At 47.9% G+C, this 21,264-nt stretch carries 23 protein-coding genes, 1 tRNA gene and 1 pseudogene; 13 read left to right on the forward strand and 12 right to left on the reverse strand.

The genetic code is table 11. The annotated features are described in order from the left end of the window. Positions 1–184 precede the first annotated feature (184 nt). A complete protein-coding gene (locus BQ5809_RS04710; RefSeq protein WP_032827693.1) occupies positions 185–394 on the forward strand; it encodes a hypothetical protein in 210 nt (69 codons plus the stop codon). A gap of 180 nt (positions 395–574) precedes the next feature. Here BQ5809_RS04710 and BQ5809_RS04715 read toward each other — a convergent pair. After that, a tRNA-Leu gene (locus BQ5809_RS04715) sits at positions 575–659 on the reverse strand. A gap of 209 nt (positions 660–868) precedes the next feature. Here BQ5809_RS04715 and BQ5809_RS11255 point away from each other — a divergent pair. From BQ5809_RS11255 to ppx, 7 genes and pseudogenes are all read left to right on the forward strand, one after another. Continuing rightward, positions 869–997: a hypothetical protein gene (locus BQ5809_RS11255; protein ID WP_003786407.1), complete on the forward strand. Its 129-nt coding sequence runs from the start codon at positions 869–871 to the stop codon at positions 995–997. A gap of 15 nt (positions 998–1,012) precedes the next feature. Continuing rightward, positions 1,013–1,198: pseudogene (locus tag BQ5809_RS04720) on the forward strand (tannase/feruloyl esterase family alpha/beta hydrolase); the annotation flags it as partial. Between the two features lie 84 nt (positions 1,199–1,282). Further along, positions 1,283–1,684: a DUF350 domain-containing protein gene (locus BQ5809_RS04725; protein ID WP_003786412.1), complete on the forward strand. Its 402-nt coding sequence runs from the start codon at positions 1,283–1,285 to the stop codon at positions 1,682–1,684. A gap of 141 nt (positions 1,685–1,825) precedes the next feature. After that, on the forward strand, positions 1,826–2,842 hold the full coding sequence (locus tag BQ5809_RS04730) for an SPFH domain-containing protein (RefSeq protein WP_032134096.1): 1,017 nt from the start codon (positions 1,826–1,828) through the stop codon (positions 2,840–2,842). A gap of 132 nt (positions 2,843–2,974) precedes the next feature. Then, positions 2,975–4,243 (forward strand): putative lipid II flippase FtsW, encoded by a 1,269-nt coding sequence (gene ftsW / locus BQ5809_RS04735; RefSeq protein WP_003786414.1) that lies wholly within the window; start codon positions 2,975–2,977, stop codon positions 4,241–4,243. Then, the gene (gene murG, locus BQ5809_RS04740) at positions 4,224–5,309 is read left to right on the forward strand and encodes an undecaprenyldiphospho-muramoylpentapeptide beta-N-acetylglucosaminyltransferase (protein ID WP_003786416.1); all 1,086 of its coding nucleotides are present in this window, start codon (positions 4,224–4,226) and stop codon (positions 5,307–5,309) included. The genes ftsW and murG overlap by 20 nt, the downstream gene beginning before the upstream one ends. A gap of 63 nt (positions 5,310–5,372) precedes the next feature. Next, positions 5,373–6,863, forward strand: a complete 1,491-nt coding sequence (gene ppx / locus BQ5809_RS04745) for an exopolyphosphatase (RefSeq protein ID WP_003786418.1) — start codon at positions 5,373–5,375, stop codon at positions 6,861–6,863. 55 nt (positions 6,864–6,918) lie between these two features. On the opposite strand, the gene BQ5809_RS04750 is transcribed toward ppx, so the two are convergent. Together BQ5809_RS04750 and BQ5809_RS10290 are read right to left on the reverse strand one after the other, a co-directional pair. Continuing rightward, positions 6,919–8,808: a monovalent cation:proton antiporter-2 (CPA2) family protein gene (locus BQ5809_RS04750; protein ID WP_003786420.1), complete on the reverse strand. Its 1,890-nt coding sequence runs from the start codon at positions 8,806–8,808 to the stop codon at positions 6,919–6,921. A gap of 182 nt (positions 8,809–8,990) precedes the next feature. Continuing rightward, positions 8,991–9,122, reverse strand: coding sequence for a DUF3149 domain-containing protein (locus BQ5809_RS10290; protein WP_072141383.1), 132 nt, complete (start codon positions 9,120–9,122; stop codon positions 8,991–8,993). 211 nt (positions 9,123–9,333) lie between these two features. Here BQ5809_RS10290 and pdxJ point away from each other — a divergent pair, with 211 nt between their 5' ends. Together pdxJ and acpS are read left to right on the forward strand one after the other, a co-directional pair. Further along, positions 9,334–10,062 (forward strand): pyridoxine 5'-phosphate synthase, encoded by a 729-nt coding sequence (gene pdxJ, locus BQ5809_RS04755; protein ID WP_003786425.1) that lies wholly within the window; start codon positions 9,334–9,336, stop codon positions 10,060–10,062. Next, positions 10,059–10,436: a holo-ACP synthase gene (gene acpS / locus BQ5809_RS04760; RefSeq protein WP_003786427.1), complete on the forward strand. Its 378-nt coding sequence runs from the start codon at positions 10,059–10,061 to the stop codon at positions 10,434–10,436. Before pdxJ ends, acpS begins: the two co-directional genes overlap by 4 nt. 84 nt (positions 10,437–10,520) lie before the next feature. Here the strand turns inward: acpS and BQ5809_RS04765 are convergent, their stop codons facing one another. The 9 genes from BQ5809_RS04765 to BQ5809_RS04810 form a co-directional block, all read right to left on the reverse strand. After that, entirely contained in the window at positions 10,521–10,826 is a 306-nt protein-coding gene (locus BQ5809_RS04765) for an integration host factor subunit beta (RefSeq protein WP_003786429.1), read from the reverse strand. 16 nt (positions 10,827–10,842) lie between these two features. Continuing rightward, positions 10,843–12,588, reverse strand: a complete 1,746-nt coding sequence (gene rpsA / locus BQ5809_RS04770; protein ID WP_080561228.1) for a 30S ribosomal protein S1 — start codon at positions 12,586–12,588, stop codon at positions 10,843–10,845. A gap of 55 nt (positions 12,589–12,643) precedes the next feature. Then, a complete protein-coding gene (gene cmk / locus BQ5809_RS04775) occupies positions 12,644–13,300 on the reverse strand; it encodes a (d)CMP kinase (protein ID WP_003786432.1) in 657 nt (218 codons plus the stop codon). Positions 13,301–13,310: 10 nt separating this feature from the next. Continuing rightward, positions 13,311–13,760: a GatB/YqeY domain-containing protein gene (locus tag BQ5809_RS04780; RefSeq protein WP_003790679.1), complete on the reverse strand. Its 450-nt coding sequence runs from the start codon at positions 13,758–13,760 to the stop codon at positions 13,311–13,313. 544 nt (positions 13,761–14,304) lie between these two features. Beyond that, a complete protein-coding gene (locus tag BQ5809_RS04790) occupies positions 14,305–14,946 on the reverse strand; it encodes a hypothetical protein (RefSeq protein WP_003786437.1) in 642 nt (213 codons plus the stop codon). Then, a complete protein-coding gene (gene recR, locus BQ5809_RS04795) occupies positions 14,943–15,566 on the reverse strand; it encodes a recombination mediator RecR (protein ID WP_003786438.1) in 624 nt (207 codons plus the stop codon). The genes BQ5809_RS04790 and recR overlap by 4 nt, the downstream gene beginning before the upstream one ends. A gap of 156 nt (positions 15,567–15,722) precedes the next feature. Then, on the reverse strand, positions 15,723–16,289 hold the full coding sequence (gene dcd, locus BQ5809_RS04800) for a dCTP deaminase (protein WP_003786442.1): 567 nt from the start codon (positions 16,287–16,289) through the stop codon (positions 15,723–15,725). A gap of 9 nt (positions 16,290–16,298) precedes the next feature. Next, a complete protein-coding gene (locus tag BQ5809_RS04805; RefSeq protein WP_003786444.1) occupies positions 16,299–16,691 on the reverse strand; it encodes an MORN repeat-containing protein in 393 nt (130 codons plus the stop codon). An 86-nt stretch (positions 16,692–16,777) separates the two neighbouring features. Beyond that, positions 16,778–17,674: a recombination-associated protein RdgC gene (locus BQ5809_RS04810; RefSeq protein ID WP_003786446.1), complete on the reverse strand. Its 897-nt coding sequence runs from the start codon at positions 17,672–17,674 to the stop codon at positions 16,778–16,780. Between the two features lie 85 nt (positions 17,675–17,759). Here BQ5809_RS04810 and BQ5809_RS04815 point away from each other — a divergent pair, with 85 nt between their 5' ends. The 3 genes from BQ5809_RS04815 to recD all read left to right on the forward strand — a co-directional run bounded on the left by BQ5809_RS04815 (position 17,760) and on the right by recD (position 21,196). After that, entirely contained in the window at positions 17,760–18,542 is a 783-nt protein-coding gene (locus tag BQ5809_RS04815) for an NUDIX domain-containing protein (protein WP_003786448.1), read from the forward strand. Between the two features lie 138 nt (positions 18,543–18,680). Further along, the gene (locus BQ5809_RS04820) at positions 18,681–19,478 is read left to right on the forward strand and encodes a polyamine aminopropyltransferase (RefSeq protein WP_003786450.1); all 798 of its coding nucleotides are present in this window, start codon (positions 18,681–18,683) and stop codon (positions 19,476–19,478) included. Then, positions 19,475–21,196 carry an exodeoxyribonuclease V subunit alpha gene (recD, locus tag BQ5809_RS04825; RefSeq protein ID WP_003786453.1) on the forward strand — a complete coding sequence of 574 codons (1,722 nt, stop codon included), beginning with the start codon at positions 19,475–19,477 and terminating at the stop codon, positions 21,194–21,196. Before BQ5809_RS04820 ends, recD begins: the two co-directional genes overlap by 4 nt. The last annotated feature ends 68 nt before the right edge of the window (positions 21,197–21,264 follow it).

Raw genomic sequence — 21,264 nt, forward strand, 5'->3', positions numbered from 1 at the left:
TACGATTGCCAGAGTAGCCATTTTTCTTTATATTTTGTCCTTGGCAGCGAGGACAAGTTAGAGTTATTTCTGTTTTCACACACTCAAATATACTCTGTTTTCGCTGCTTTTTTATTGCTTATTTTTTTACAGCACACTTTTCAGGACACCACCATCTACTTATGACAATGCGACTAGCAAGGTTTTGACATCGGAAAAAGGCGTAGGTGCGCTGGACGATTTGGGCGGTGCGGTTGATGCGTTTACGCAATTTGCGTTTTTGTTTACCGAGCGTCCACACACGGCAAAAGTAGATGCGCTGGAATTGGAAATTTTGTCGCTTCCTGCGGCTGGTTTTGGCGATTCTGATGTGTTGTTTGTGCGCCGTTTTGAAATGGACGGTATGCAGGTGTAACGCATTGTCAGGATAATCGTGATAGTTGAGTTAGGGAGATTATGCCGACAACTGAAAAGCAGCCTGTAACTGTTGCATTTTTTTGCAATGGTTGCAGGCTGCTTTTTTGTATTATTAAATCAACTTTTGTCCCAAACTTGCCCCAAAAATTTGTAAGTTATTGATTTATAATATGGTATATGGTGCGGACAGAGAGACTCGAACTCTCACGCCTTGCGGCGCTGGAACCTAAATCCAGTGCGTCTACCAATTTCGCCACGTCCGCGTAAAGAAACGCGAATTATACTGGTTTTACAAAATAAGACAAGTCCATTTTTTATGATGTATATTCCGCCTTGACTCACTTTTAATACATCGCTGCAACAGGCAAACATTTATCAAACCGCCATCACACGCGCTCAATGGGTAAACGAAGGCAAATTACCTGCCGATGACCAAGCCGCATTAACGGGCTCGTCTGCCAGTGGCAAAGATGTGGTTTATGGCGCACATTGCGTAGTAGAAGGCGAAATCAACCGCCGCACAGGTGCAGACGGCAAACCGTATGCGATTGGCTTTCAAATGCGCTTGCCTGCCAACTGGAACGGCAAATTCTTATTTTAAGGCGGTGGCGGCCCAGCTTTGGACGATTTTGACCCACTCACCGCGTTGGAAAACTGGCACGAACGCGGACAAGCTTCCGAATCCATGTTGGCAAAAGGCAAAGCGTTTGCAGGCAAAAGCCAGCCTTTGTGCGCGTATCCCAAAATCGCGACCTATGTTTGTGGTGATGAAAACGATGCCAATAGCTTTGTTTGCAAATAATTCAATTAAATAGGTTTGATTTAAAAGCAGCCTGCACTATAATTTGCAGGCTGCTTTTGTTTATCAATCATTTTGGAATTGCTTATGTCGTTTACATTCAGTCAATATTTTTTGTATCTGCAATACCTATTTGCCGCCTTGCTGATGACGGGCATTTTCGGCGCGCTCTACACGCGCATCACGCCGCCACGCGAATTGGAGCTGATTAAAAGCGGCAATCTTGCCTGCGCCTTGTCGTTTGGCGGTGCGCTGATTGGTTTTTGCGCCGCGCTGGTGTCGGCAATGACTCACAGCGTTGGGCTGGTTAATTTCGTCGTTTGGGGCGTATTGGCAGGCGTGGTGCAAATTGGGCTATTTTTTGTTAGCACGCGCATTATTCCCGATGCAATTTCGGAGCTGGAACACAATAATGTTGCCGTTGGCACGTTTTTGTGTGCGATTTCTATCGCGATTGGTTTGTTGAATGCAGCCTGCTTGGTAGATTAATATCCACTCATAAAATCAACCTAACTGCGTTGCCAACACCCTTATGTATCATACATACACGGCGGGCGTTGTCGCCTTGTTAGCTTGATTTTCTGAATGGATATACAAAGCAGCCTGCACTTTTTTCACGAAAGGATTTTTATGTTTGACTTTATTCGCAAGCAGTTTATTGATGTGATTCAATGGCAATCGCCCGATGAAAACACGCTGGTTTGGCGTTTTCCCATTGCCGACCAAGAAATCCAAAACGGCGCAAGTTTGACCGTGCGCGAAAGCCAAGCGGCGATGTTTGTGGACGAAGGCATCACGGCAGACGTGTTTGGCGCAGGACGTTACACGCTCAAAACGCAAACGCTGCCGATTTTGACCAACCTAAAAAACTGGGACAAATTCTTTGAATCGCCATTCAAATCCGATGTGTATTTTTTCAACACGCGCCAACAAATCGGCAAGCGTTGGGGTACGGCGCAACCTGTAACCGTGCGCGATACCGATTTTGGAGTGGTGCAGTTGCGTTCGTTTGGCATGTATTCGTATCGCATTGTCGACCCAGCTTTATTCTTTAAAGAAGTGTCGGGCGTGGTGGAAAGCTATTCGGGCGAGCAACTGGAATCGCAACTCAAAAACATCGCCATGACGCAAATGGCAACCGCGTTTGCTACATCGGGCGTACCGTTTTTGGATATGGCGGCAAACCAAGTATTGTTGTCGCAAAAAATGACCGAATTGCTGCAACCCGAATTCGCCAAATTGGGCTTGGCTTTGGAAAGCTTCACGGTGGAAAGCATTACGCTGCCCGAAGCCATTCAAAAAGCGTTGGACAGCCGCATGAGCATGGGCATTGTGGGCGATTTGGGCAAATACACGCAATTTCAAACCGCGCAGGCGATTCCGTTGGCAGCGCAAAACGAAGGTGGATTGGCTGGCATTGGCGCAGGTTTGGGCGTGGGCGCAGGCATTGGTCAGGCGATGGCAGGCGCAATGGCTGGCATGATGCAGCCTGCACAAGCCACACAACCTGTGCAGGCTGCTTCGGCATCTGGCGATGACCCACAAACCAAGTTGAGCAAACTCAAAACATTGCTGGATAACGGTTTGATTTCGCAACAAGATTATGATTCGGCAAAAGCGGAAGTGTTGAAACAACTGATTGGTTAAATCACGCAACATAAAGTGCAGGTTGCTTTGAAATGGAAAAAGCAGCCTGCACTTTTTACGCAATAAGCAAATACCAAATACCGCAATCGCTGCTACAATACGCACTCAAATTATTTTTTCGTCATTCAACACATGAAATCGCTTTTTTCTCTTCCTGCTTGGCTGCACAATCTGCCCAATCAAACCGAAACCAAATTATTTGACCGTAATCTCCTGCGCCATGGTTACAGCTACGACAAAACTTTGGTTTGGGTGTTGCTGTGCCTATTGTGTTTTGGCTTGGTAATGGTGTATTCCGCATCGGCAGCGCAGGCTGGTTTGCACGACTTTGACCGCCGTGCTTATTTTTTATTCAAACAAACACAATTTGCGGCGGCTGGCTTGGCGTTGTCGTATTTGTTGATGCGCGTTCCCATGTGGCGATGGCAGCGTTGGTCAAAATACCTGATTTATGCCACAGCGATTTGCTTGATTGCCGTATTAGCGATTGGCGAAACTGTAAATGGCGCAAAACGCTGGTTGCCGACCCCTTTGGGCATCAAATTCCAGCCCAGCGAATTGTTTAAATTGGCGACTATTATGTATATGGCAGGCTTTTTTAAGCGCAAAGTGGATATTTTGCATGACTTCAAGCGCGTTATGGTGGTGGGAATTCCCATTGCCATCGGTTGCGCCTTGACCTATTTGACACGAGATTTAGGCTCGGTGGTAGTGGTATTTGGCATTTTTATTAGCCTACTATTTTTAGCCAATATGCCCAAAACATGGTTTTTGGGTTCGATTGTGATTGCGATTTTGGCTGCGCTGGCAGCGATTTTTGGTAACGAATACCGTTTACGCCGCGTGGAAGTGATGTGGCAACCGTGGAATGACCCCACAGGCACAGGTTATCAAGGTTTAGGCTCGCTGCTGTCTATGGAGCGTGGCGGTTTGTTTGGCGAAGGCTTGGGCAATGCGATTTTCAAACGCGGCTTTTTGCCCGAAGCACATACCGATTTCATTTTGGCGGTTATTGGCGAAGAGCTGGGCTTGTTGTTCGTAGCCGTGTTGATTGGCGTATATGTTTGGCTGATTTGGCGCGCCTTTTCCATTGGCAAACAAGCGCGAGATTTAGAATTGCACTTTAATTCGTTTATGGCAGTCGGCATTGGCGTGTGGGTTGCCGCGCAGGCGTTTATTAACGTGGGCGTGAACATTAGCTTTTTGCCCAACAAAGGCTTAACCTTGCCGCTGATTTCATACGGCGGTTCATCGCTCATCATCATGATGATTGCGTTTACCATACTGCTGCGCGTGGATTACGAAAACCGTCGCAAATTACGCGGATTTTGCGTAACCGACCCCAAAGAATTGCAAAAAACAGACACAAGCGAGACCAATCATGAACCCGAACAACCCTAAAACCTTTTTGCTGATGGCAGGTGGCACAGGCGGACACATTTTCCCTGCGCTTGCGGTGGCGCAATCTTTGCAAGCGCGTGGACATCGCGTGGTGTGGCTGGGCAGCGTCGGCAGCATGGAAGAACGCCTTGTGCCACAACACGGCATCACGCTGGAAACCATTGCCATGAAAGGCGTGCGCGGTAAAGGCTTGCTGCGTAAACTCGAGTTGCCGTTTATGTTGGCAAAATGCGTGCAGGCTGCTAAATCTATCATCAAAAAACATCAAATTGATGCCGTGATTGGTTTTGGTGGATTTGTTACCTTTCCTGGTGGTTTGGCGGCAAAATTATTGCGCTTGCCGATTTTTGTCCACGAACAAAACGCGGTGGCAGGCATGGCAAACAAACGCTTGGCGCAATGGGCAACGCGCGTAATGTCGGCATTTCCGAGTGCGTTTCCGCAATATCCAGATGGTTTGGTTGGCAACCCCGTTCGCGCCGAAATCGTTCAGTTGCCCACGCCCGAACAACGCTTTGCACAGCGCACAGGCGCGTTACGCATTTTTGTGATTGGTGGCAGCTTGGGCGCACAGGCGTTGAATCAAATCGTGCCTACCGCTTTGGCTTTGTTGCCAGAATCGCAACGTCCACACATCACGCATCAATCGGGGCGCGGCAATTTGGAACAAGTGCAGGCTGCTTATCAACAAGCCAACGTGTCTGCCGAATGCGTGGAATTTGTACATGATATGACGGCGGTTTATCGCGATGCCGATATGTTGATTTGTCGTGCAGGCGCACTGACGATTGCCGAATTAACCGCAGCAGGCGTAGGCGCGTTGCTCGTGCCGTTTCCGCAGGCGGTTGATGACCACCAAACTGCCAATGCGCGACACATGGTATCGGCAAACGCAGGTTTGTTGTTGTCACAACATCAGCTCAATGCCGAAAATTTGGCGAATATTTTGCAACAGCTCAACCGCGAACAATGTCTGCAATGGGCAACGCAAGCGCGAACATTGGCTTTGCCCAATAGTGCCGATGATGTAGCGGATTTGGTTTTGCGTGATTTGGGGGTGGCGTAAACGATAGCGATTAACAAAGCAGCCTGCACTATTTATTTTCCATTCCCAACAAGGATTTTTCACATGAATGCTCTTCCTATGCTCGCTTCGGTAGATTTAGGTTCAAACAGCTTTCGTTTGCAAATTTGCCAAAACAATCAAGGTCAGCCGCAAGTGATTGAAAACATCAAACACATGGTGCGCTTGGCTGGCGGTTTGGACAACAACAAAATGCTAGACGATGCCAGCCAGCAACGCGCTTTGGAATGTTTGGCGCAATTTGGTGAACGCCTGCGCGGTTTTTCGCCCGAAAATGTGCGCGTGGTCGCAACCAACACCTTTCGCGTGGCAAAAAATATCCGCAGCTTTTTGCCGCAAGCCGAACAAGCATTGGGCTTTCCGATTGAAGTGGTGGCAGGGCGCGAAGAAGCGCGGTTAATCTACACAGGCGTGATTCACACCTATCCGTCCAACGGGCAAAAATTATTGGTCATTGACATTGGCGGCGGTTCAACCGAGTTCATTTTGGGAAGCAGCCTGCAACCCACGCACACCGAAAGCCTGCCTTTGGGCTGCGTTACTTATTCCAAACGCTTTTTTGATAACAAAATCACGCAAAAAGACATGCAGGCTGCTATTAACGCTGCGCGTGGCGAAATCCAACGCATCAGCAAAATCTACAAACGACAAGGCTGGGACGTGGCTTTGGGGACTTCTGGTTCAGCCAAATCCATCGTCAACGTGATTATCGCGCAGGGCTTGGGGCAAGGCATCACGCTGGACGCAATGCGCCAACTTGCCAACCGCATCATTGAAGCAGGTTCGGTCAAAAAAGCCAAATTGGACGGTTTAAAACCCGAGCGTGTGGAAGTGTTTGCAGGCGGACTTGCCGTATTGCAGGCTGCTTTTGAAGAGCTAGACATCGCCGAAATGCAGTTTACCGAAGCCGCGCTGCGCGATGGCGTGTTCTATGACATGATTGGACGCAATTTGGAAGAAGATTTGCGTGACCAAACCACCGCCCAATTTCAACAACGCTACCACGTCAGCACTAACCAAGCCGAGCGCGTTGCCAAATTGGCTGGCTATTTCTTGTATAACTTGGCGCAAACGGCAACCGTGCAAGAACTGGGCTATTGGTCAGACTACGTTCGCTGGGCGGCATTGTTGCACGAAATTGGCATAGACATCGCCCACACGGCGTACCACAAACACACGGCATACATTTTGGCGCAGGCGGATATGCCAGGCTTTTCGCGCTCCGAGCAAACTTTGTTGTCCGAACTCACACTGGGGCATCGTGGCGATTTGAAAAAAATGGGCGATTTAGCCAACCATGAACCCATGTGGTGGCATTCCATTTTGGCGTTGCGACTTGCCGTGCTGTTCTGCCGCGCCCGCTTGCCGTTGGAATTGCCACTGCGCACGGTGTTGCAAGAAAAAAATGCAGGCGAATATGTGCTAAAAATTTCGCAAAATTGGTTGGATAGCAATCCGCTCACCTCGTCTGCCTTGCAAACGGAAAGCGAACAATGGCAGAAATTGGAACGTAGTTTTAGTGTGGAAACCATATAAAAAGTGCAGGCTGCCTTGAATTGAATTTCAAAGCAGCCTGCACTTTATTACTTGATTACGAAATACCCTGTTTCATTTGAGTGCGCTCGTTTTCGTGTTTTTCTTCCCAATCCACTTTTTCGCCACGCAATAAAGCCTGAATCATGTTCTTGGTTTCGCCATCAATACTGCGGACGACTTCAATCGTCTCATCTTGGGCAAAAATGGGGACATTGGGGTTAAACACTTCTGCCACTTGGTCAGACAGATAGCGGTCTCGTGCAGCATAGAATTTGACCAACTCTCGCGCCTGTTCTGGCGCAAGCCCTAGTTTTTCCAACGCAATGCGTCCGCCACGAATCGCAGAATCGACAATTTCGCGAATAATGTAATCTGCGCCTGCGTGATGCAATTCGTAAGCGTGAGCACGGTCGTAGGCACGTGCAATAATCCGCAAATTGGGGTAATGACGGCGCACATATTCAACAATTTCGGTGCTTTTGTGTCGGTCGCCCACAGTAACAATCAACAATTTGGCTTTTGCCAACCCCACCGAGCCGAGCAATTCTGGGCGCGTCGCATCGCCATAATAGGTTTTGATGCCAAATTTTGCCAAGCCTTCCACCATTTCTGCGTGGTTATCAATCACGGTGGTGCGAAAGCCACACGCCGTCAAAATGCTATTGACGTGCTGACCAAAGCGTCCGTGTCCCAGCAAAATAACAGGGTTTTCTTCGTGAATGTCGTCCGATTGGCGGGCTTCGTTTTCGGTTTCAATCGCTCTGGGGGCGAGTACTTTGTCATAAAAAATAAACAGTAACGGTGTCAAAACCATAGACAAAGCAATGACCAAGCCAATTCTATCGTGGACAGCGGCAGGCAAAACGGCGTGTTGTTTGGCAATAGACAGCAACACAAATCCAAATTCACCTGCTTGTGCCAAACTCAATGCGAACAATTTGGCCGCCAATGGAGGCAAGCGAAATACTTTGCCCAAAATCCACAAAATCAATGCTTTAACCAGCAACAAGCCCAATGTCATACCGATGATGGGGAAAAATTTGTGTTGCAGCAAACCAAAGTTCATGCCTGCACCAACGGTAATAAAAAATAAACCTAAAAACAAGCCTTTAAATGGTTCTAGATAACTTTCCATTTCGTGACGATAGCTGCTGTTTGCCAGCGCAACACCTGCAATGAACGCGCCCAATGCTGGCGACAAGCCAATCGATGACATGAGCGTGGCAATGCCAACCACCAGCGTTAAAGTAAATACGGTAAACATTTCGTGCACACGGTGTTTGCTGATAAATTTAAACGCAAACGGCACTAAATAACGCACGGCAACAATAATAATAGCAATGGAAGCGATGCTGACCAAAGCCACAATCCATGCAGGTTGATGCGCCAATAAGTTCGTGCCGTGACTTGCATCGCCAGTAGAACGAATGCCCGATGCTGCCAACAACGGCATCAACGCCAGCATGGGAATCGCGGCAACGTCTTGAAACAGCAATACAGCAAAACCAGCTTGTCCGCCCTGCGTGGGCAATAATTGTTTTTCGTTAAAAGTTTGCAGCACGATGGCGGTAGAAGACAAAGCCAAAATGCAGCCGACCGCCACGCCAATTTGCCACGAATAACCCAAAGCAATGGCAATTCCTGCAATAGCAGCAAGCGACAAGCCCACTTGTAAACCGCCCAAGCCCAATAATTTATGGCGCAACTGCCACAACATTTGCGGTGCGAGTTCCAAACCCACCAAAAACAGCATCATCACCACGCCAAATTCGGCAACATGTTGAATCGATTCGGTTTCTTTACCAACAAACCCCAACATTGGGCCAATCACGATGCCTGCCATTAAATAGCCTAAAACCGAGCCTAAACCCAATTTTTGCGATACCAAAACCGAAACAACTGCAAAAGCAAGATAAATAAAGGTGGAAAGTAATAGAAATGTCATATTGAACTCTGATGCGTGGTTTATGTGGATATGACATGAATTTTAATGTATTGTTACTGTTTTTTCTAGCAAAATTCTGTTTGTTTTCTATATGCAGGCTGCTTTTTGTAACAAAAAAAGGGGTGTAGATTATTCACCTACACCCAAACACACACACATCAAGAGGAAATTGAAAATTCGGTTTATTTTTTATCGTTATCGGCTTGCTTTTTCACCCAAAAAAACATAAAGACCGCAATCACGATAATAAAAGCAATCGTTGCCAAAGACATCATGCCCACTGGCGATTTGAATAATTGAGCAAACACATCCATGATTATTCTCCAAAAAAAATAATTAAACTGTTTACTACCCGCAGCCCCATACCTGACTGACTGTGCGCCATTATAAATATGCAGGCTGCTTGCGTATTGATACAAATCAATTCATACATGATTATTAAATCTATTAGTAAGCAGCCTGCACAAAAATAGGCTATTTCTCTATAATGCAGACTTCGACACACTATTCAATTAAAGGAAAACTATGTTTTTAGGTATCAACATTGACCACGTGGCAACCTTACGCAACGCGCGTGGTGTATCCTATCCCAGCCCACTCGAAGCCGCGCTCATTGCCGAAACGCATGGCGCGAATTTGATTACGCTGCACTTGCGCGAAGACCGCCGTCATATTAAAGATGCCGATGTGTTTGCGATTAAACAAGCCATTCGCACACGCCTGAACTTGGAAATGGCAATGACCGAAGAAATGCTTGCCAACGCGCTTGTTGTGCAACCCGAAGACGTGTGCATCGTGCCAGAAAAACGCGAAGAAGTAACCACAGAAGGCGGTTTGGACGTGATTGCACAGCAAGACAAAGTACGTTTTTATGTCGAAAAATTGCAGGCTGCTTCGATTCGCGTGTCGATTTTTATTGGCGCAGACAAAGCACAAATTCAAGCCGCGTATGACGCAGGTGCGCGTGTGATTGAATTGCACACAGGCGCGTATGCCGATGCCGAAACCCCAGCGCAGCGCGAACAAGAACGCCAACGCATTGCCGAAGCCGCCAAATTTGCCGCCAGCTTGGGCATGACCGTAAACGCAGGACACGGCTTGACCATTCACAACGTTGCGCCCATCGCCCAAATTCCCGAGATTGTGGAATTGAATATCGGGCACTCCATTATCGCACAAGCAGTATTTTTGGGCTTGCCAGCTGCCATCACCCAAATGAAAGACGCGATGTATCGCGCACGCGGTGGCTTATGATTTACGGCATCGGCACAGATATTTTGGCAGTCGAACGCATTAGCAGCCTGCATCAAAAATACGGCGATGCGCTGGCACGGCGCGTATTAAGCCCCAGCGAATACCAGCAAAGTGCAGGCTGCTCTGATATGGTTTGCTTGATTGCCAAACGCTTTGCCATCAAAGAAGCCTTTGCCAAAGCAGTAGGAACAGGCGTGCGCGAGCCTGTGAGCCTGCGACATATTTCGGTGGTGCATGATGAATCGGGTAAGCCAGAATTAGCGTTTGCACCCGAACTGCAAACTTGGCTTGGCGAGCGCAACATTCGCCGTGTTCACATTAGTTTAAGCGATGAGCGGGATTATATTTGCGCGTTTGCGATTGCCGAATGTTAAAAAGCAGCCTGCACTTTTTTGAACAACAAAAAACCGTATCTATTTTGCAATAGATACGGTTTTCTTATTTAGCAGATAAACGTATTACGCCGCAGATTCATCTACACGTTCGCGCAATTCCTTACCAGGCTTAAAGTGTGGCACATACTTTTGCGGTACTTCCACACGTTCGCCTGTTTTTGGATTACGACCAATGCGTGGCGGACGATGATTCAAATCAAAGCTACCAAAACCACGAATTTCAATACGCTGACCTTTTGCCAACGCACGAGTCATGGTATCCACCAAAACTTTTACGCTGTATTCAATGTCTTTGGACTGCAACTCGGAATCCGCGTTGCGTTCTGCAAACACCTCTGCCAAGTGAGCCATTAACTCTGATTTGGTCATAATATCAATACCTTAATTAGTTTTTTCCCAAAGACGCTTTCAACAAGTCGCCCAAGCTAGTTGTACCAGCATTTGCAGGTGCAGCAGATTGAGCCGCTTTCAACGCTTCGTCATTGGCTTTGGCATCTTTTGCCTTAACAGACAATTTGATGCTACGGTTTTTGCGGTCCACATTTACGATAACCGCTTCCACTTCATCGCCTTCTTTCAATTTAGTGGTTAAGTCTTCAACGCGCTCGCTGTCAAATTCAGAAGCAGGCAAGTAGCCTTCTACTTCGTCTGCCAATGCGATAACCGCACCTTTGGCTTCAACTGATTTAGCCGCGCCTTTAACCAAAGCACCTTTGTCGTTCATTGCCAAGAAGTTGTTGAATGGGTCGCCTTCCAACTGTTTGATGCCTAAAGAAATGCGTTCTTTTTCCACATCAATCGCCAATACAACGGCTTCCACTTCTTCGCCTTTTTTGTATTTGCGAACCGCTTCTTCGCCAGACTCTGTCCAAGACAAGTCAGACAAGTGAACCAAACCATCAATGTTGCCAGGCAAACCAATGAACACGCCAAAGTCAGTAATCGATTTTACTGCGCCTTTGATTTTGTCGCCTTTGCTGTAATTGGCTTCAAAATCTTTCCAAGGGTTAGATTGGCATTGTTTCATGCCCAAGCTGATGCGACGTTTGTCTTCATCAATGTCCAAAATCATCACTTCAACTTCGTCGCCCAGTTGAACAACTTTGCTTGGGTGAACGTTTTTGTTTGTCCAGTCCATTTCAGAAACGTGAACCAAACCTTCGATGCCTTGTTCGATTTCAACGAATGCACCGTATTCAGTCAAGTTAGACACTTTACCGAACAAGCGAGTGCTTTGTGGGTAGCGACGAGCCAAACCGTCCCATGGGTCTTCGCCCAACTGTTTCAAGCCCAAAGATACACGTTGTTTGTCTTGGTCGAATTTCAATACTTTGGCTTCAACTTCTTGACCCATTTCCAACACTTCGCTTGGGTGTTTAACACGACGCCATGCCAAGTCTGTGATGTGCAACAAGCCGTCAATACCGCCCAAATCAACAAACGCACCGTAGTCGGTCAAGTTTTTCACGATACCTTTAACGATGGTGCCTTCTTGCAAGTTTTCCATCAATGCTTTGCGCTCTTCGCCCAAAGTTGCTTCCAACACAGCGCGGCGAGATACCACAACATTGTTGCGTTTGCGGTCTAATTTAATCACTTTGAATTCGATTTCTTTGCCTTCAAAGTGTGATGTGTCTTTGATTGGACGAACGTCTAACAAAGAACCTGGCAAGAACGCGCGAATGCTGTTAATCATCACAGTCAAGCCGCCTTTTACTTTGCCATTAATTACGCCAGACAAGATTTCGCCGTCTTCCATTGCTTCTTCCAAAGCAATCCAGTCTGCTGCACGGCGCGCTTTTTCGCGAGATAATTTGGTTTCGCCAAAGCCGTTTTCTACTGATTCAATGGTTACAGTAACGAAGTCGCCTACTTTAACTTCCAATTCGCCTTGCGCGTTTTTGAATTCTGCAACGTCAATCAAAGACTCAGATTTCAAACCTGCGTTTACGATTACAAATTTATCAGTAATATCAACCACTTCGGCAGTAATCACTTCACCGTAAGTCATTTCTTGGGTTGCTGAATATTCTTCCAATAATTGGGCAAAATTTTCCATGTTGGATTTGCTTTCATTGCACTGCCAAGGCGTGCGAGTTGTGTTGTTGAAATGCCGAAGCCCTTGGCGCATCGGCAAAAATAAAACCGCGAACTATACGCCATTTTTTTGATTTTGAATAGCTTTTTTAGCCGTTTTTTTCGTGATACCAATCCAAAACTTGCTGCACCGCTTGCTCAATCGTCAGGTTGGACGTATCCAGCAAATGCGCGTCATCAAGCTGCTGTAACGGCGCAACGCTGCGACGGCGGTCGTTTTCGTCTCGCGCCATAATGTCTGCCAAAATGCGATCAAATTCTAAACCTCTGTTTTCTATGCCGATTTGCTTGGCACGACGTTCGGCGCGAATTTGCGGTGTAGCGGTCAAAAAAACTTTGCAGGCTGCTTGCGGAAATACAACAGAACCCATATCGCGCCCATCGGCAACCAAGCCTTGTTCGGTTAAAAAGTCGCGTTGGCGTTGCAACAAAGCGGCGCGAACGGCTGGCAAAGCAGCAATGGTAGACGCGCCCATGCCAATTTGTTCGGTGCGAATGGCTTGGCTAACATCTTGTTCTGCCAACAAAATACGTTGCCCATCAAACACAACAGGCAAGCAGCCTGCACATTGGGCAACGGCGTTTTCGTCTGTCCACGCGATGTTTTGTTGCAAGGCATAAAGCGCAGTCAGGCGATACAACGCGCCCGAATCCAAATACGCCCAACCCAATGCGGCGGCAACGCGTGCGGCAACTGTGCCTTTGCCCGATGCCGATGGCCCATCTATGGCGATGACTTTTTGCATAATTTATCCTTTATTTTGATTGCAGGCTGCTTTTTAAAATGCGATTAACTTCGCCCATATCGGCTTTGCCTGCTAATTGCGTTTTCAAAATGCCCATGACTTTGCCCATATCACCCATGCCTGTTGCGCCCGTTGCTACCAAAGCAGCCTGCACTGCTTGGGCGATTTCGTTTGCCGACATCATGCTGGGCAAATAGTGTTGCAACACGGCAATTTCGGCGTTTTCTTGGTCGGCTAAATCTTGGCGATTGGCTTGCAAATAGATTGTCGCGCTGTCTTTGCGCTGCTTAATCATTTTGCTGATGATGGCTTGCACTTTGGCATCGTCCGCTTCCACGCGCTCATCGACTTCAAACTGCTTAATGGCTGCGTTTGCCAAACGAATCGTGGACAATGCCAGCGTGTTTTTGCTACGCATGGCTGCTTTCATGTCTTCGGTTAATTGTGTTTTTAGGCTCATGATTGAACTTTCTGTGACAAAAATCGCATCATAACAAGATTTAAATACAAAAGCAGCCTGCACATTTGGTAGATTTAATGTGCAGGCTGCTTTGATGCGGAAAAGCGTAACCCAGCCAATTCGTTTGATGCAGAACCGCGTTCCAATTTACGCGCTTAAAGCGTCTTTATAAACCGTTGCCAATACACATTTTCTTTAACTTTGTGAAAATCAATCGGCAAAATATAACTCATTTTCGTATTTGCCCCTGCCCATTTATTAACGGTTATTTGACAATTTGAATAATAAAATGCCCCTGCCATTGTGGGTTGCAATTCTTTGGGCGTGTCAATTGAAGTTACCATAAAATCATAGGCTTCTTTGGGATTGCGTTGAATTTCAAATTTTTTGCCATCGGCATCTTGCCAAATGCCTGACGTTTGCCCTGAAATGGCTGATGTTCCTGTGCTACACGCAGTCGTTAAAAATAACAAACTGGTTAAACAAATGATTTTTTTTCATACGATTCCTTTCGTGTTGTTTGTATTTAATCAATACATCATGATTAGCTATCGTCTGCCGCATTGCCAGCCAAGCGTTTCCATTCCCATACATCGCCGTTTTCGTGGCAGCTCAAATAATATTGTGCGCCTGCTGCTTCCAGCGTTGCCGTGTGCCAAAATCGCTTGTTTTGCTTGGGCAACCACACCAGCGACACATAATACGGCTGCTGCTCTACTGCCTTGATTTCACGCGCTTTGTCTTGCCATATTTGCGCGACCAAAGCAGCCTGCACAAAAGAAACATCACTCAAACGCAGCATTTTTGCATTATCTTGTGGATTTAAATTGCCATGCTCAACGGGTGATGCCGTCCACTTATCGTGTTCAAACGTATAAAAAACCAGTTGATTGGGCGATTGGTGCGAGCGGATTGCCAATTCAATGCGCGGACGTGTGCCGTCAAAAAAATCTATTTTTTGGAAGACTTCAATCGGCTGGTTTTTTAATTCGGGCAAGGCGGCAAGGCTGGTTTGTGCGTGTTGCAAGCGTTGCGAGTCGCGCAAAATAGAGTAGGGCGTGTTTTTGCTTACCAAAGCAGCCTGCACTTTTTGAGTAGGCGGCAACACTTCGGCTTGCGCGGGTTGATTGACTTGCCACAGCGATAGCCAGCTAAACAGCAGCCACACCAGCCAACTGCTTATCATGACGACTCTCCGTTTTGCAGCAACTGGCGTTCATATACCGCCTGCGCCAACGTGCCAGCGTCCACATATTCCAGCTCGCTGCCCAGTGGCATACCACGCGCTAAACGACTGATTTTATATGGTTGATTAGCAAACAATTCCGACAAAACATACGCCGTGGCATCGCCCTCGGCTGTGAATGCGGTGGCGATGATGATTTCGTCCACAGGATGTTGGGCGATTCGCGCGACCAATTTGTCTAGCGCAATGTGGCTCAAATCCATGTCTTGCGTGGGGCTGACTTGTCCCATCAACACAAAATACAAGCCGTCATGACAACGTGCCAATTCCATTGCCGACACATCGGCAGGCATATGCACAATCATCAAACGGCGCGAATCTCGGCGCGGGTCGGTGCAAGTGTGGCACAAATCGTCTTGGCAAAACGTGTTGCATAGCTGGCAGTTGTGGATTTGCTTTAACGCCAAATCCAGCGCAGACAAGAGTTGTGCTGCACCATCTCGGTTTTGTTGCAGCAAGGCAAATGCCATGCGCTGTGCGGTTTTCACGCCCACATTGGGCAACACGCGCAGCGCATGGATTAGGTTGGAATAAGCGTCAATTTGATTGGGGTCGGACATGGGTTAGGATTCGTGGTATCAAATAAATAAAAAGCAGCCTGCATATTTTGCGATAGAGTAAAGTGAAATAAAAATGGGGCAAGGCAACAACGTCCGCTGTGTGCAAATGGCACATAAGGACGTTGGCAACGCCGTACCATTGCGATTTCACTTTACTCACGCTTTGGGCAAGGTAACCCCAGTCTGTCTCATATATTTACCGTTGCGGTCTTTGTACGATGTTTCGCACACTTCATCGCTTTCAAAAAACAGCACTTGCGCCACGCCTTCGCCAGCATAAATTTTGGCAGGCAGCGGCGTAGTATTGGAAAATTCCAGCGTAACATAGCCTTCCCATTCAGGCTCAAACGGAGTTACGTTCACAATAATGCCACAACGTGCATAAGTGGATTTGCCCAAGCACACGGTCAGCACATTGCGCGGAATGCGGAAATATTCCACCGTGCGTGCCAAGGCAAACGAGTTGGGCGGAATAATGCAAAAATCGTCTTCCACCGTAACAAAATTGCGCGTATCAAAGTTTTTTGGGTCCACAATCGTGCTGTTGATGTTGGTAAAAATCTTAAATTCATTGGCGCAACGAATGTCGTAGCCATAGCTTGACGTGCCATAAGAAATGATTTTTTGACCGTTGATTCCTTTGATTTGATTGGGTTCAAACGGCTCAATCATACCGTGTTGTTCGCTCATGCGGCGAATCCATTTGTCGGATTTAATGCTCATATTTTTTCCTTATTTAGCCAATGTCATCGATTTAGCAATGCCACGTTCAAACGTAAAATTAAAAAGATGTTTACCGTCTTGATACACCTTGAATTTGCCGTTCGCCATGTCGTTGACAAACGTGCCAACCAGCACCATGCCTTTGATTTTGTCGCTGTTCATGCCAAAGGGCGCAATAGATAAGCTGTGTTGATTGGGGACGATGTATTGTCCTTTGCCGTGAAATTGTCCGTGTTTGAATTCGCCCGAATAAATGCGCCCATCGCGGCAAGTGAGCGTGCCTTTGCCGTGCGGTTTTTGTTGCACGACTTCGCCTTGATATTGGCAACCATTGTAGGCAAGCGTGTCGGCAAGTGCAGGCTGCATCGCCAATAGAAATAGAGAGATTAAGTATTTTTTCATGATGATGTCTTTTTTGTGAGATTGGAATGTGCAGGCTGCTTTTTGGCTACTCAAAAGCAGCCTGCACTATATTTTGCGTTATGGATTTACTCCTGCCAACTGCCCAAACAGCCCACCAATTCCAAAATCATCGTGGACAAACTTTCTGCCGTCAAAATTTGGCTGGCAAACGCCAAACTTGCCGCGTCATCGCCATGCTGTTCCGCTTGTTCTTGCAACACGTCCAAATACTGAATGCGTTTAATTGCAAATTCTTCGGTTAGCACAAACGCGATTTGGTCACGCCACACCAAGCCAAGCTGGGTGACGGTTTTGCCTGTGTGCAAATGCTGGGTTACTTCTTCTGCTGTCAAATCCTGTTTGGCGATTTTAACCGTGGGAACAATATCGCCCGAGCCTTTTAGTTCGCACGAATCGTCCAATTCAAAGCCGCCATCGCAGCCACCGCGCAACAGCCAATCGGTCATCAAACTGCTGGGCGATTGCTTGGTTTGTGGCAATCGTGCTTCCAATCCGCCCAAGGCTTCGCGCAATTTGGCAATCGTGTTTTCGGCTTTGCTGCCTGCGCCGTTGATTAACAAAAAGCCGTGGCGCGTGTCCATAATCGCTTGGCTGCGACTGGTTTTGGTAAACGCACGCGGCAATAAATCGTCTGTAATTTGTTCTTTTAATTCTTGTTTTTCTTTGCGACCAATGTGGCGTGATTCGGCATCTTGAATTTGCGCGACTTTGTCGTCCAAAATATCGCGTACCACCGCAGCAGGCAAGACTTTTTCGGCTTTTTTGAGCGATACCGACCAAGTGAAATCGGCAGGAAAAACCAATTCGGGCGAAAAACCGTGTGGTGCGGCAAAACCTTCGCTAAACCAATCCAAGCCTGTGATGGGGGCAAATTCGCATTCGGTAAGTTTGTTGGCAACGGTTTCTAAATCGGGCAGGGTTTGCGTGTTAATCGGATAAAAGGTAACTTGTTTGAACCACATAAAAATTTGTACTTTCTGTTGATAAGCTGGGGCGTGATTATAGCAAATTGCGCTACAATCTGCCTTTTTGTAACAAAGGTAAACTATGCGCCCCAAAATTGAAGTCGTTGCAGGTATTGTGTTGAACGAGCATGATGAAGTGTTGCTGTCATCGCGTCCTGCTGGTAAGGCGTATGCTGGTTTTTGGGAATTTGCAGGCGGCAAAGTAGAGCAGGGTGAAACGCAACTGGCGGCTTTGCAGCGCGAATTTGCCGAAGAATTGGGCATCGAGATTTTGGCGGCAACACCATGGCTGGCAAAAGTGTATGCTTATGAACACGCGCTGGTGCATTTGCGTTTTTTTCGTGTGGCGGCGCACCAATGGCAAGGCAGCCTGCAATCGCGCGAAAATCAGCAATGGGCGTGGCAAAAAATCGGACAATTTGATGTGTCGCCCATGTTGCCTGCCAATCAAGATTTGCTCCGCGCATTGGCGTTTCCGCAGCAATTAGCAGGCAGCCTGCACTCGGTGTTGCATTATCAAAACTGGCGATTGGTACACGCTTCACAAGCCACATCGCCGCAAGATAATGTGTGGCTATCGTTGCCACAAGCGCAGCAGCAAGGCGCGTTGCCACAAGGTTTTTCCAGCGTTTGGCTGTTGATTGAATGTGCCGAACAAGTGCAGGCTGCTTGCGATGCCGATGGCTTGTTGTGGCATATTGCAGACGAAAATAGCGCAAAAGCAGCCTGCACCACCTTGAGTGCAGGCTGCTCGCAACCGATTATTTTGTTGAGTTCTGCCGATTTAGTGGCGCAGTTTGCAACACAATGGCGCGAATGTGGCGCACAAGCTGTTTGCGTTCACGAAGAAACGAGTATTGCGTAATCGCGATTTTTACAGAATTGTTCCAATCCTTTGTGTTTGAAACTTAAAATCACTGTATCGCACCGTGTTACAAAATGTCATTGTAAACCGATACGATACACACCGTAAGAATTCGTTATATTTTAAAAGACTAACCCCATGACTCATCCCTTTCGCCGCAACCGTTTTTTTCGCAACACCTTGCCCGATGCCAACGTGTCGGAGCTAGGCAATATTCGCTCTTTGCATTTGGGTACGCCCACCATTCAAAGTTCCATGAACATCAATCAGCCGTCTGAATTGGTGCTGTCGTATAGCCGTGCCATGATGTCGTGGCTGCTGTTTGCCGAACAACTGCCGCAGCACATCACCCAAATTGGTTTGGGCGGCGGCTCGTTTGCGCGTTGGCTGCACGAATATTTGCCCGACTCGCAGCAAGTGGCGGTAGAAATCAATCCGCAAGTCATTCAAATCGCCCGAACTTCGTTTGCCTTGGATTTTGAAGGGCAAAATTTTGATATTGTAGAAGCCGATGGTGCGGAATACATTCAAATCATGCGTGGCAACACCGATGTGATTTTGGTTGATGGCTTTGACGGCATACAAATCATTGACGAACTGGTGGGTGAGCCGTTTTTCCACGATTGCCGCCAAGCATTGAGCGCAAACGGCATTTTTGCGACCAACTGGTGGAGTGGTGACAAACGCTATTCGCTGTTTATGCAACGCCTACGCACTGTGTTTGACAATCGCGTGCTAGAAGTGCCAGCCACTACGCACGGCAATGTGGCGGTGTTGGCGTTCAATTTCACGCCCGAATTGAATCTGGAAAAACTCAAAAAACGCGCCAATAAATTGTCCGACCGCTATGGTTTGGATTTTTTCCGTATGCTGTTTGATGCCAAGGGCAGCAATCGCCACAATGGCAAACAATTTCAGTTTGAAAGCAAGCCATGAGTCCGCAAGATATCCACACCGAAACCGAATTAGACCTGTCGCCAGCCGCGCAAGCCGTGTGTGAACTGTTTGCACGCATTGTGCCCGATGTTGCCGACAGCGTTGCGCCGTTTGTGCAACGATTGTTTGCCGCCAGCGCAAATGGCGATACGTTTGTTTACGTTAGCCACAGCGATGTCGCTCTATTGCAGCAAGCCACGCCATTGGTGGGCAATGATGACCGCAGTCCGCTGGTGTTGGACGGCAAACGCTTGTTTTTGGCAAAATCGTGGCATTTGGAACGCGAACTTGCCGCGCAAATCCAACGCCTATCGCAACAAGAATGCAGGCTGCCTGCGCCCGACATCATCACGCTCAAATTGCAAACGTGGTTTGCCGATGCAGGCAGCCACGACCAGCAAGCAGCCTGCACTTTGGCGTTGATTAAACCATTTGTGTTGATTAGCGGTGGGCCGGGCACAGGCAAAACCACCACCGTTGCCAAATTGCTGGCTTTGCTGTGCGATGAAGCCGCCTTACCGCGCATTGCATTGGTTGCGCCCACAGGCAAAGCCGCAGCACGTTTATCACAAGCCCTGCGTGGCGCATTGTCGCGCATGACCGATTTATCGCCAGCCATTGCCGCGCATTTGAATGCTTTGGACGGACAAACCGCACACCGTTTATTGGGGATTAAACCGCCCACGCTGAACGCAGAATACGACAGCAACAACCCACTTGTGTTGGATATGGTGTTGATTGACGAAGCGTCTATGTTGGATAACTATTTGTTTTATCAGTTGCTTTGTGCTTTGTCCGATACTTGCCGCGTGGTGTTGCTGGGCGATGCCGACCAACTGCCATCGGTGGGTGCAGGTGCGATTTTGACCGCGCTGTCCACGCAATCACAAGTGCAGGCTGCTACGTTGGCGCAACTGCAACGCTACTTGCCCGCACGCAGCGATTGGCGCACCGTTGCCGAACAATTCGCGCGTTTAACATTAAGCCATCGTTTTGATGGCCAAAGCGGCATTGGACAATTTGCCGCCGCCGTTCGCACAGGCAGCCTGCACCATCGTGATGACGTAGCGCAACTGTTTACCCAGTTTCCGCAAGCCTTGTCGCAGCAACACGGTTCAGCTAAACAACTTGCCGAGCAAATGTGGCAACAACATCACGACTATTGGCAAGCGATAGACGCTGGCGATGTGCAGGCTGCTTTTGCGTGGCAAAACCGCTTAATCGCGCTAACGGCGTTGCGTTTTGACGCGCAACAAATCAACCAAGCTTATCGCCAAATCGCGCAACAACATCAGCGCGTATCCAGTAGCGACACTTGGTTTGCAGGACAAATGTTGTTGATTACACGCAACGCGCCTGCCCAAAAACTGTATAACGGTGATGTCGGTATTGTCATGCAGCCTGCACAATCCAAAGGCTTGGTTGCATGTTTTCCCGATGAAAACGTAGGCTACCGCACCGTGCCATTGAGCCGTTTGCCCGAACACGAATCCGCCTTTGCGATGACGGTTCACAAAAGTCAAGGCTCGGAATACGACAGCGTGTGGTATTTTGCGCCGAGTTACAGCACCGCCAGTCGCGCCTTGCTCTACACCGCCGTAACCCGAGCCAAACAACAATTTGTGTATTGGGGCGATTTAGATAGCGCGGTTCAAGCCAGCCAACACCATGTGCCACGCCAAACAGGATTGGCGAATTTTTTGCAGGCAGATAGGTAAGATAGTGTAAAATCCGCATGTTTTTGATGAAGAACCGCAAATCTGTTCCCTCTCCTTTGGGGGAGAGG

Source organism: Kingella kingae ATCC 23330, assembly GCF_900111845.1.
Lineage (GTDB): Bacteria > Pseudomonadota > Gammaproteobacteria > Burkholderiales > Neisseriaceae > Kingella > Kingella kingae.

Bases quoted from the DNA above. Each gene is read 5' to 3' on its own strand.
- ppx (WP_003786418.1), top strand. From the start codon at position 5,373: ATGAATGCTCTTCCTATGCTCGCTTCGGTAGATTTAGGTTCAAACAGC.
- recR (WP_003786438.1), bottom strand. From the start codon at position 15,566: ATGTCCGACCCCAATCAAATTGACGCTTATTCCAACCTAATCCATGCG.
- BQ5809_RS04725 (WP_003786412.1), top strand. From the start codon at position 1,283: ATGTCGTTTACATTCAGTCAATATTTTTTGTATCTGCAATACCTATTT.
- BQ5809_RS04790 (WP_003786437.1), bottom strand. From the start codon at position 14,946: ATGATAAGCAGTTGGCTGGTGTGGCTGCTGTTTAGCTGGCTATCGCTG.
- BQ5809_RS04750 (WP_003786420.1), bottom strand. From the start codon at position 8,808: ATGACATTTCTATTACTTTCCACCTTTATTTATCTTGCTTTTGCAGTT.
- pdxJ (WP_003786425.1), top strand. From the start codon at position 9,334: ATGTTTTTAGGTATCAACATTGACCACGTGGCAACCTTACGCAACGCG.
- BQ5809_RS04815 (WP_003786448.1), top strand. From the start codon at position 17,760: ATGCGCCCCAAAATTGAAGTCGTTGCAGGTATTGTGTTGAACGAGCAT.
- BQ5809_RS04805 (WP_003786444.1), bottom strand. From the start codon at position 16,691: ATGAAAAAATACTTAATCTCTCTATTTCTATTGGCGATGCAGCCTGCA.
- murG (WP_003786416.1), top strand. From the start codon at position 4,224: ATGAACCCGAACAACCCTAAAACCTTTTTGCTGATGGCAGGTGGCACA.
- cmk (WP_003786432.1), bottom strand. From the start codon at position 13,300: ATGCAAAAAGTCATCGCCATAGATGGGCCATCGGCATCGGGCAAAGGC.
- rpsA (WP_080561228.1), bottom strand. From the start codon at position 12,588: ATGCGCCAAGGGCTTCGGCATTTCAACAACACAACTCGCACGCCTTGG.
- recD (WP_003786453.1), top strand. From the start codon at position 19,475: ATGAGTCCGCAAGATATCCACACCGAAACCGAATTAGACCTGTCGCCA.
- BQ5809_RS04730 (WP_032134096.1), top strand. From the start codon at position 1,826: ATGTTTGACTTTATTCGCAAGCAGTTTATTGATGTGATTCAATGGCAA.
- BQ5809_RS10290 (WP_072141383.1), bottom strand. From the start codon at position 9,122: ATGGATGTGTTTGCTCAATTATTCAAATCGCCAGTGGGCATGATGTCT.
- dcd (WP_003786442.1), bottom strand. From the start codon at position 16,289: ATGAGCATTAAATCCGACAAATGGATTCGCCGCATGAGCGAACAACAC.
- BQ5809_RS04820 (WP_003786450.1), top strand. From the start codon at position 18,681: ATGACTCATCCCTTTCGCCGCAACCGTTTTTTTCGCAACACCTTGCCC.
- acpS (WP_003786427.1), top strand. From the start codon at position 10,059: ATGATTTACGGCATCGGCACAGATATTTTGGCAGTCGAACGCATTAGC.
- BQ5809_RS04810 (WP_003786446.1), bottom strand. From the start codon at position 17,674: ATGTGGTTCAAACAAGTTACCTTTTATCCGATTAACACGCAAACCCTG.
- ftsW (WP_003786414.1), top strand. From the start codon at position 2,975: ATGAAATCGCTTTTTTCTCTTCCTGCTTGGCTGCACAATCTGCCCAAT.
- BQ5809_RS04765 (WP_003786429.1), bottom strand. From the start codon at position 10,826: ATGACCAAATCAGAGTTAATGGCTCACTTGGCAGAGGTGTTTGCAGAA.
- BQ5809_RS04780 (WP_003790679.1), bottom strand. From the start codon at position 13,760: ATGAGCCTAAAAACACAATTAACCGAAGACATGAAAGCAGCCATGCGT.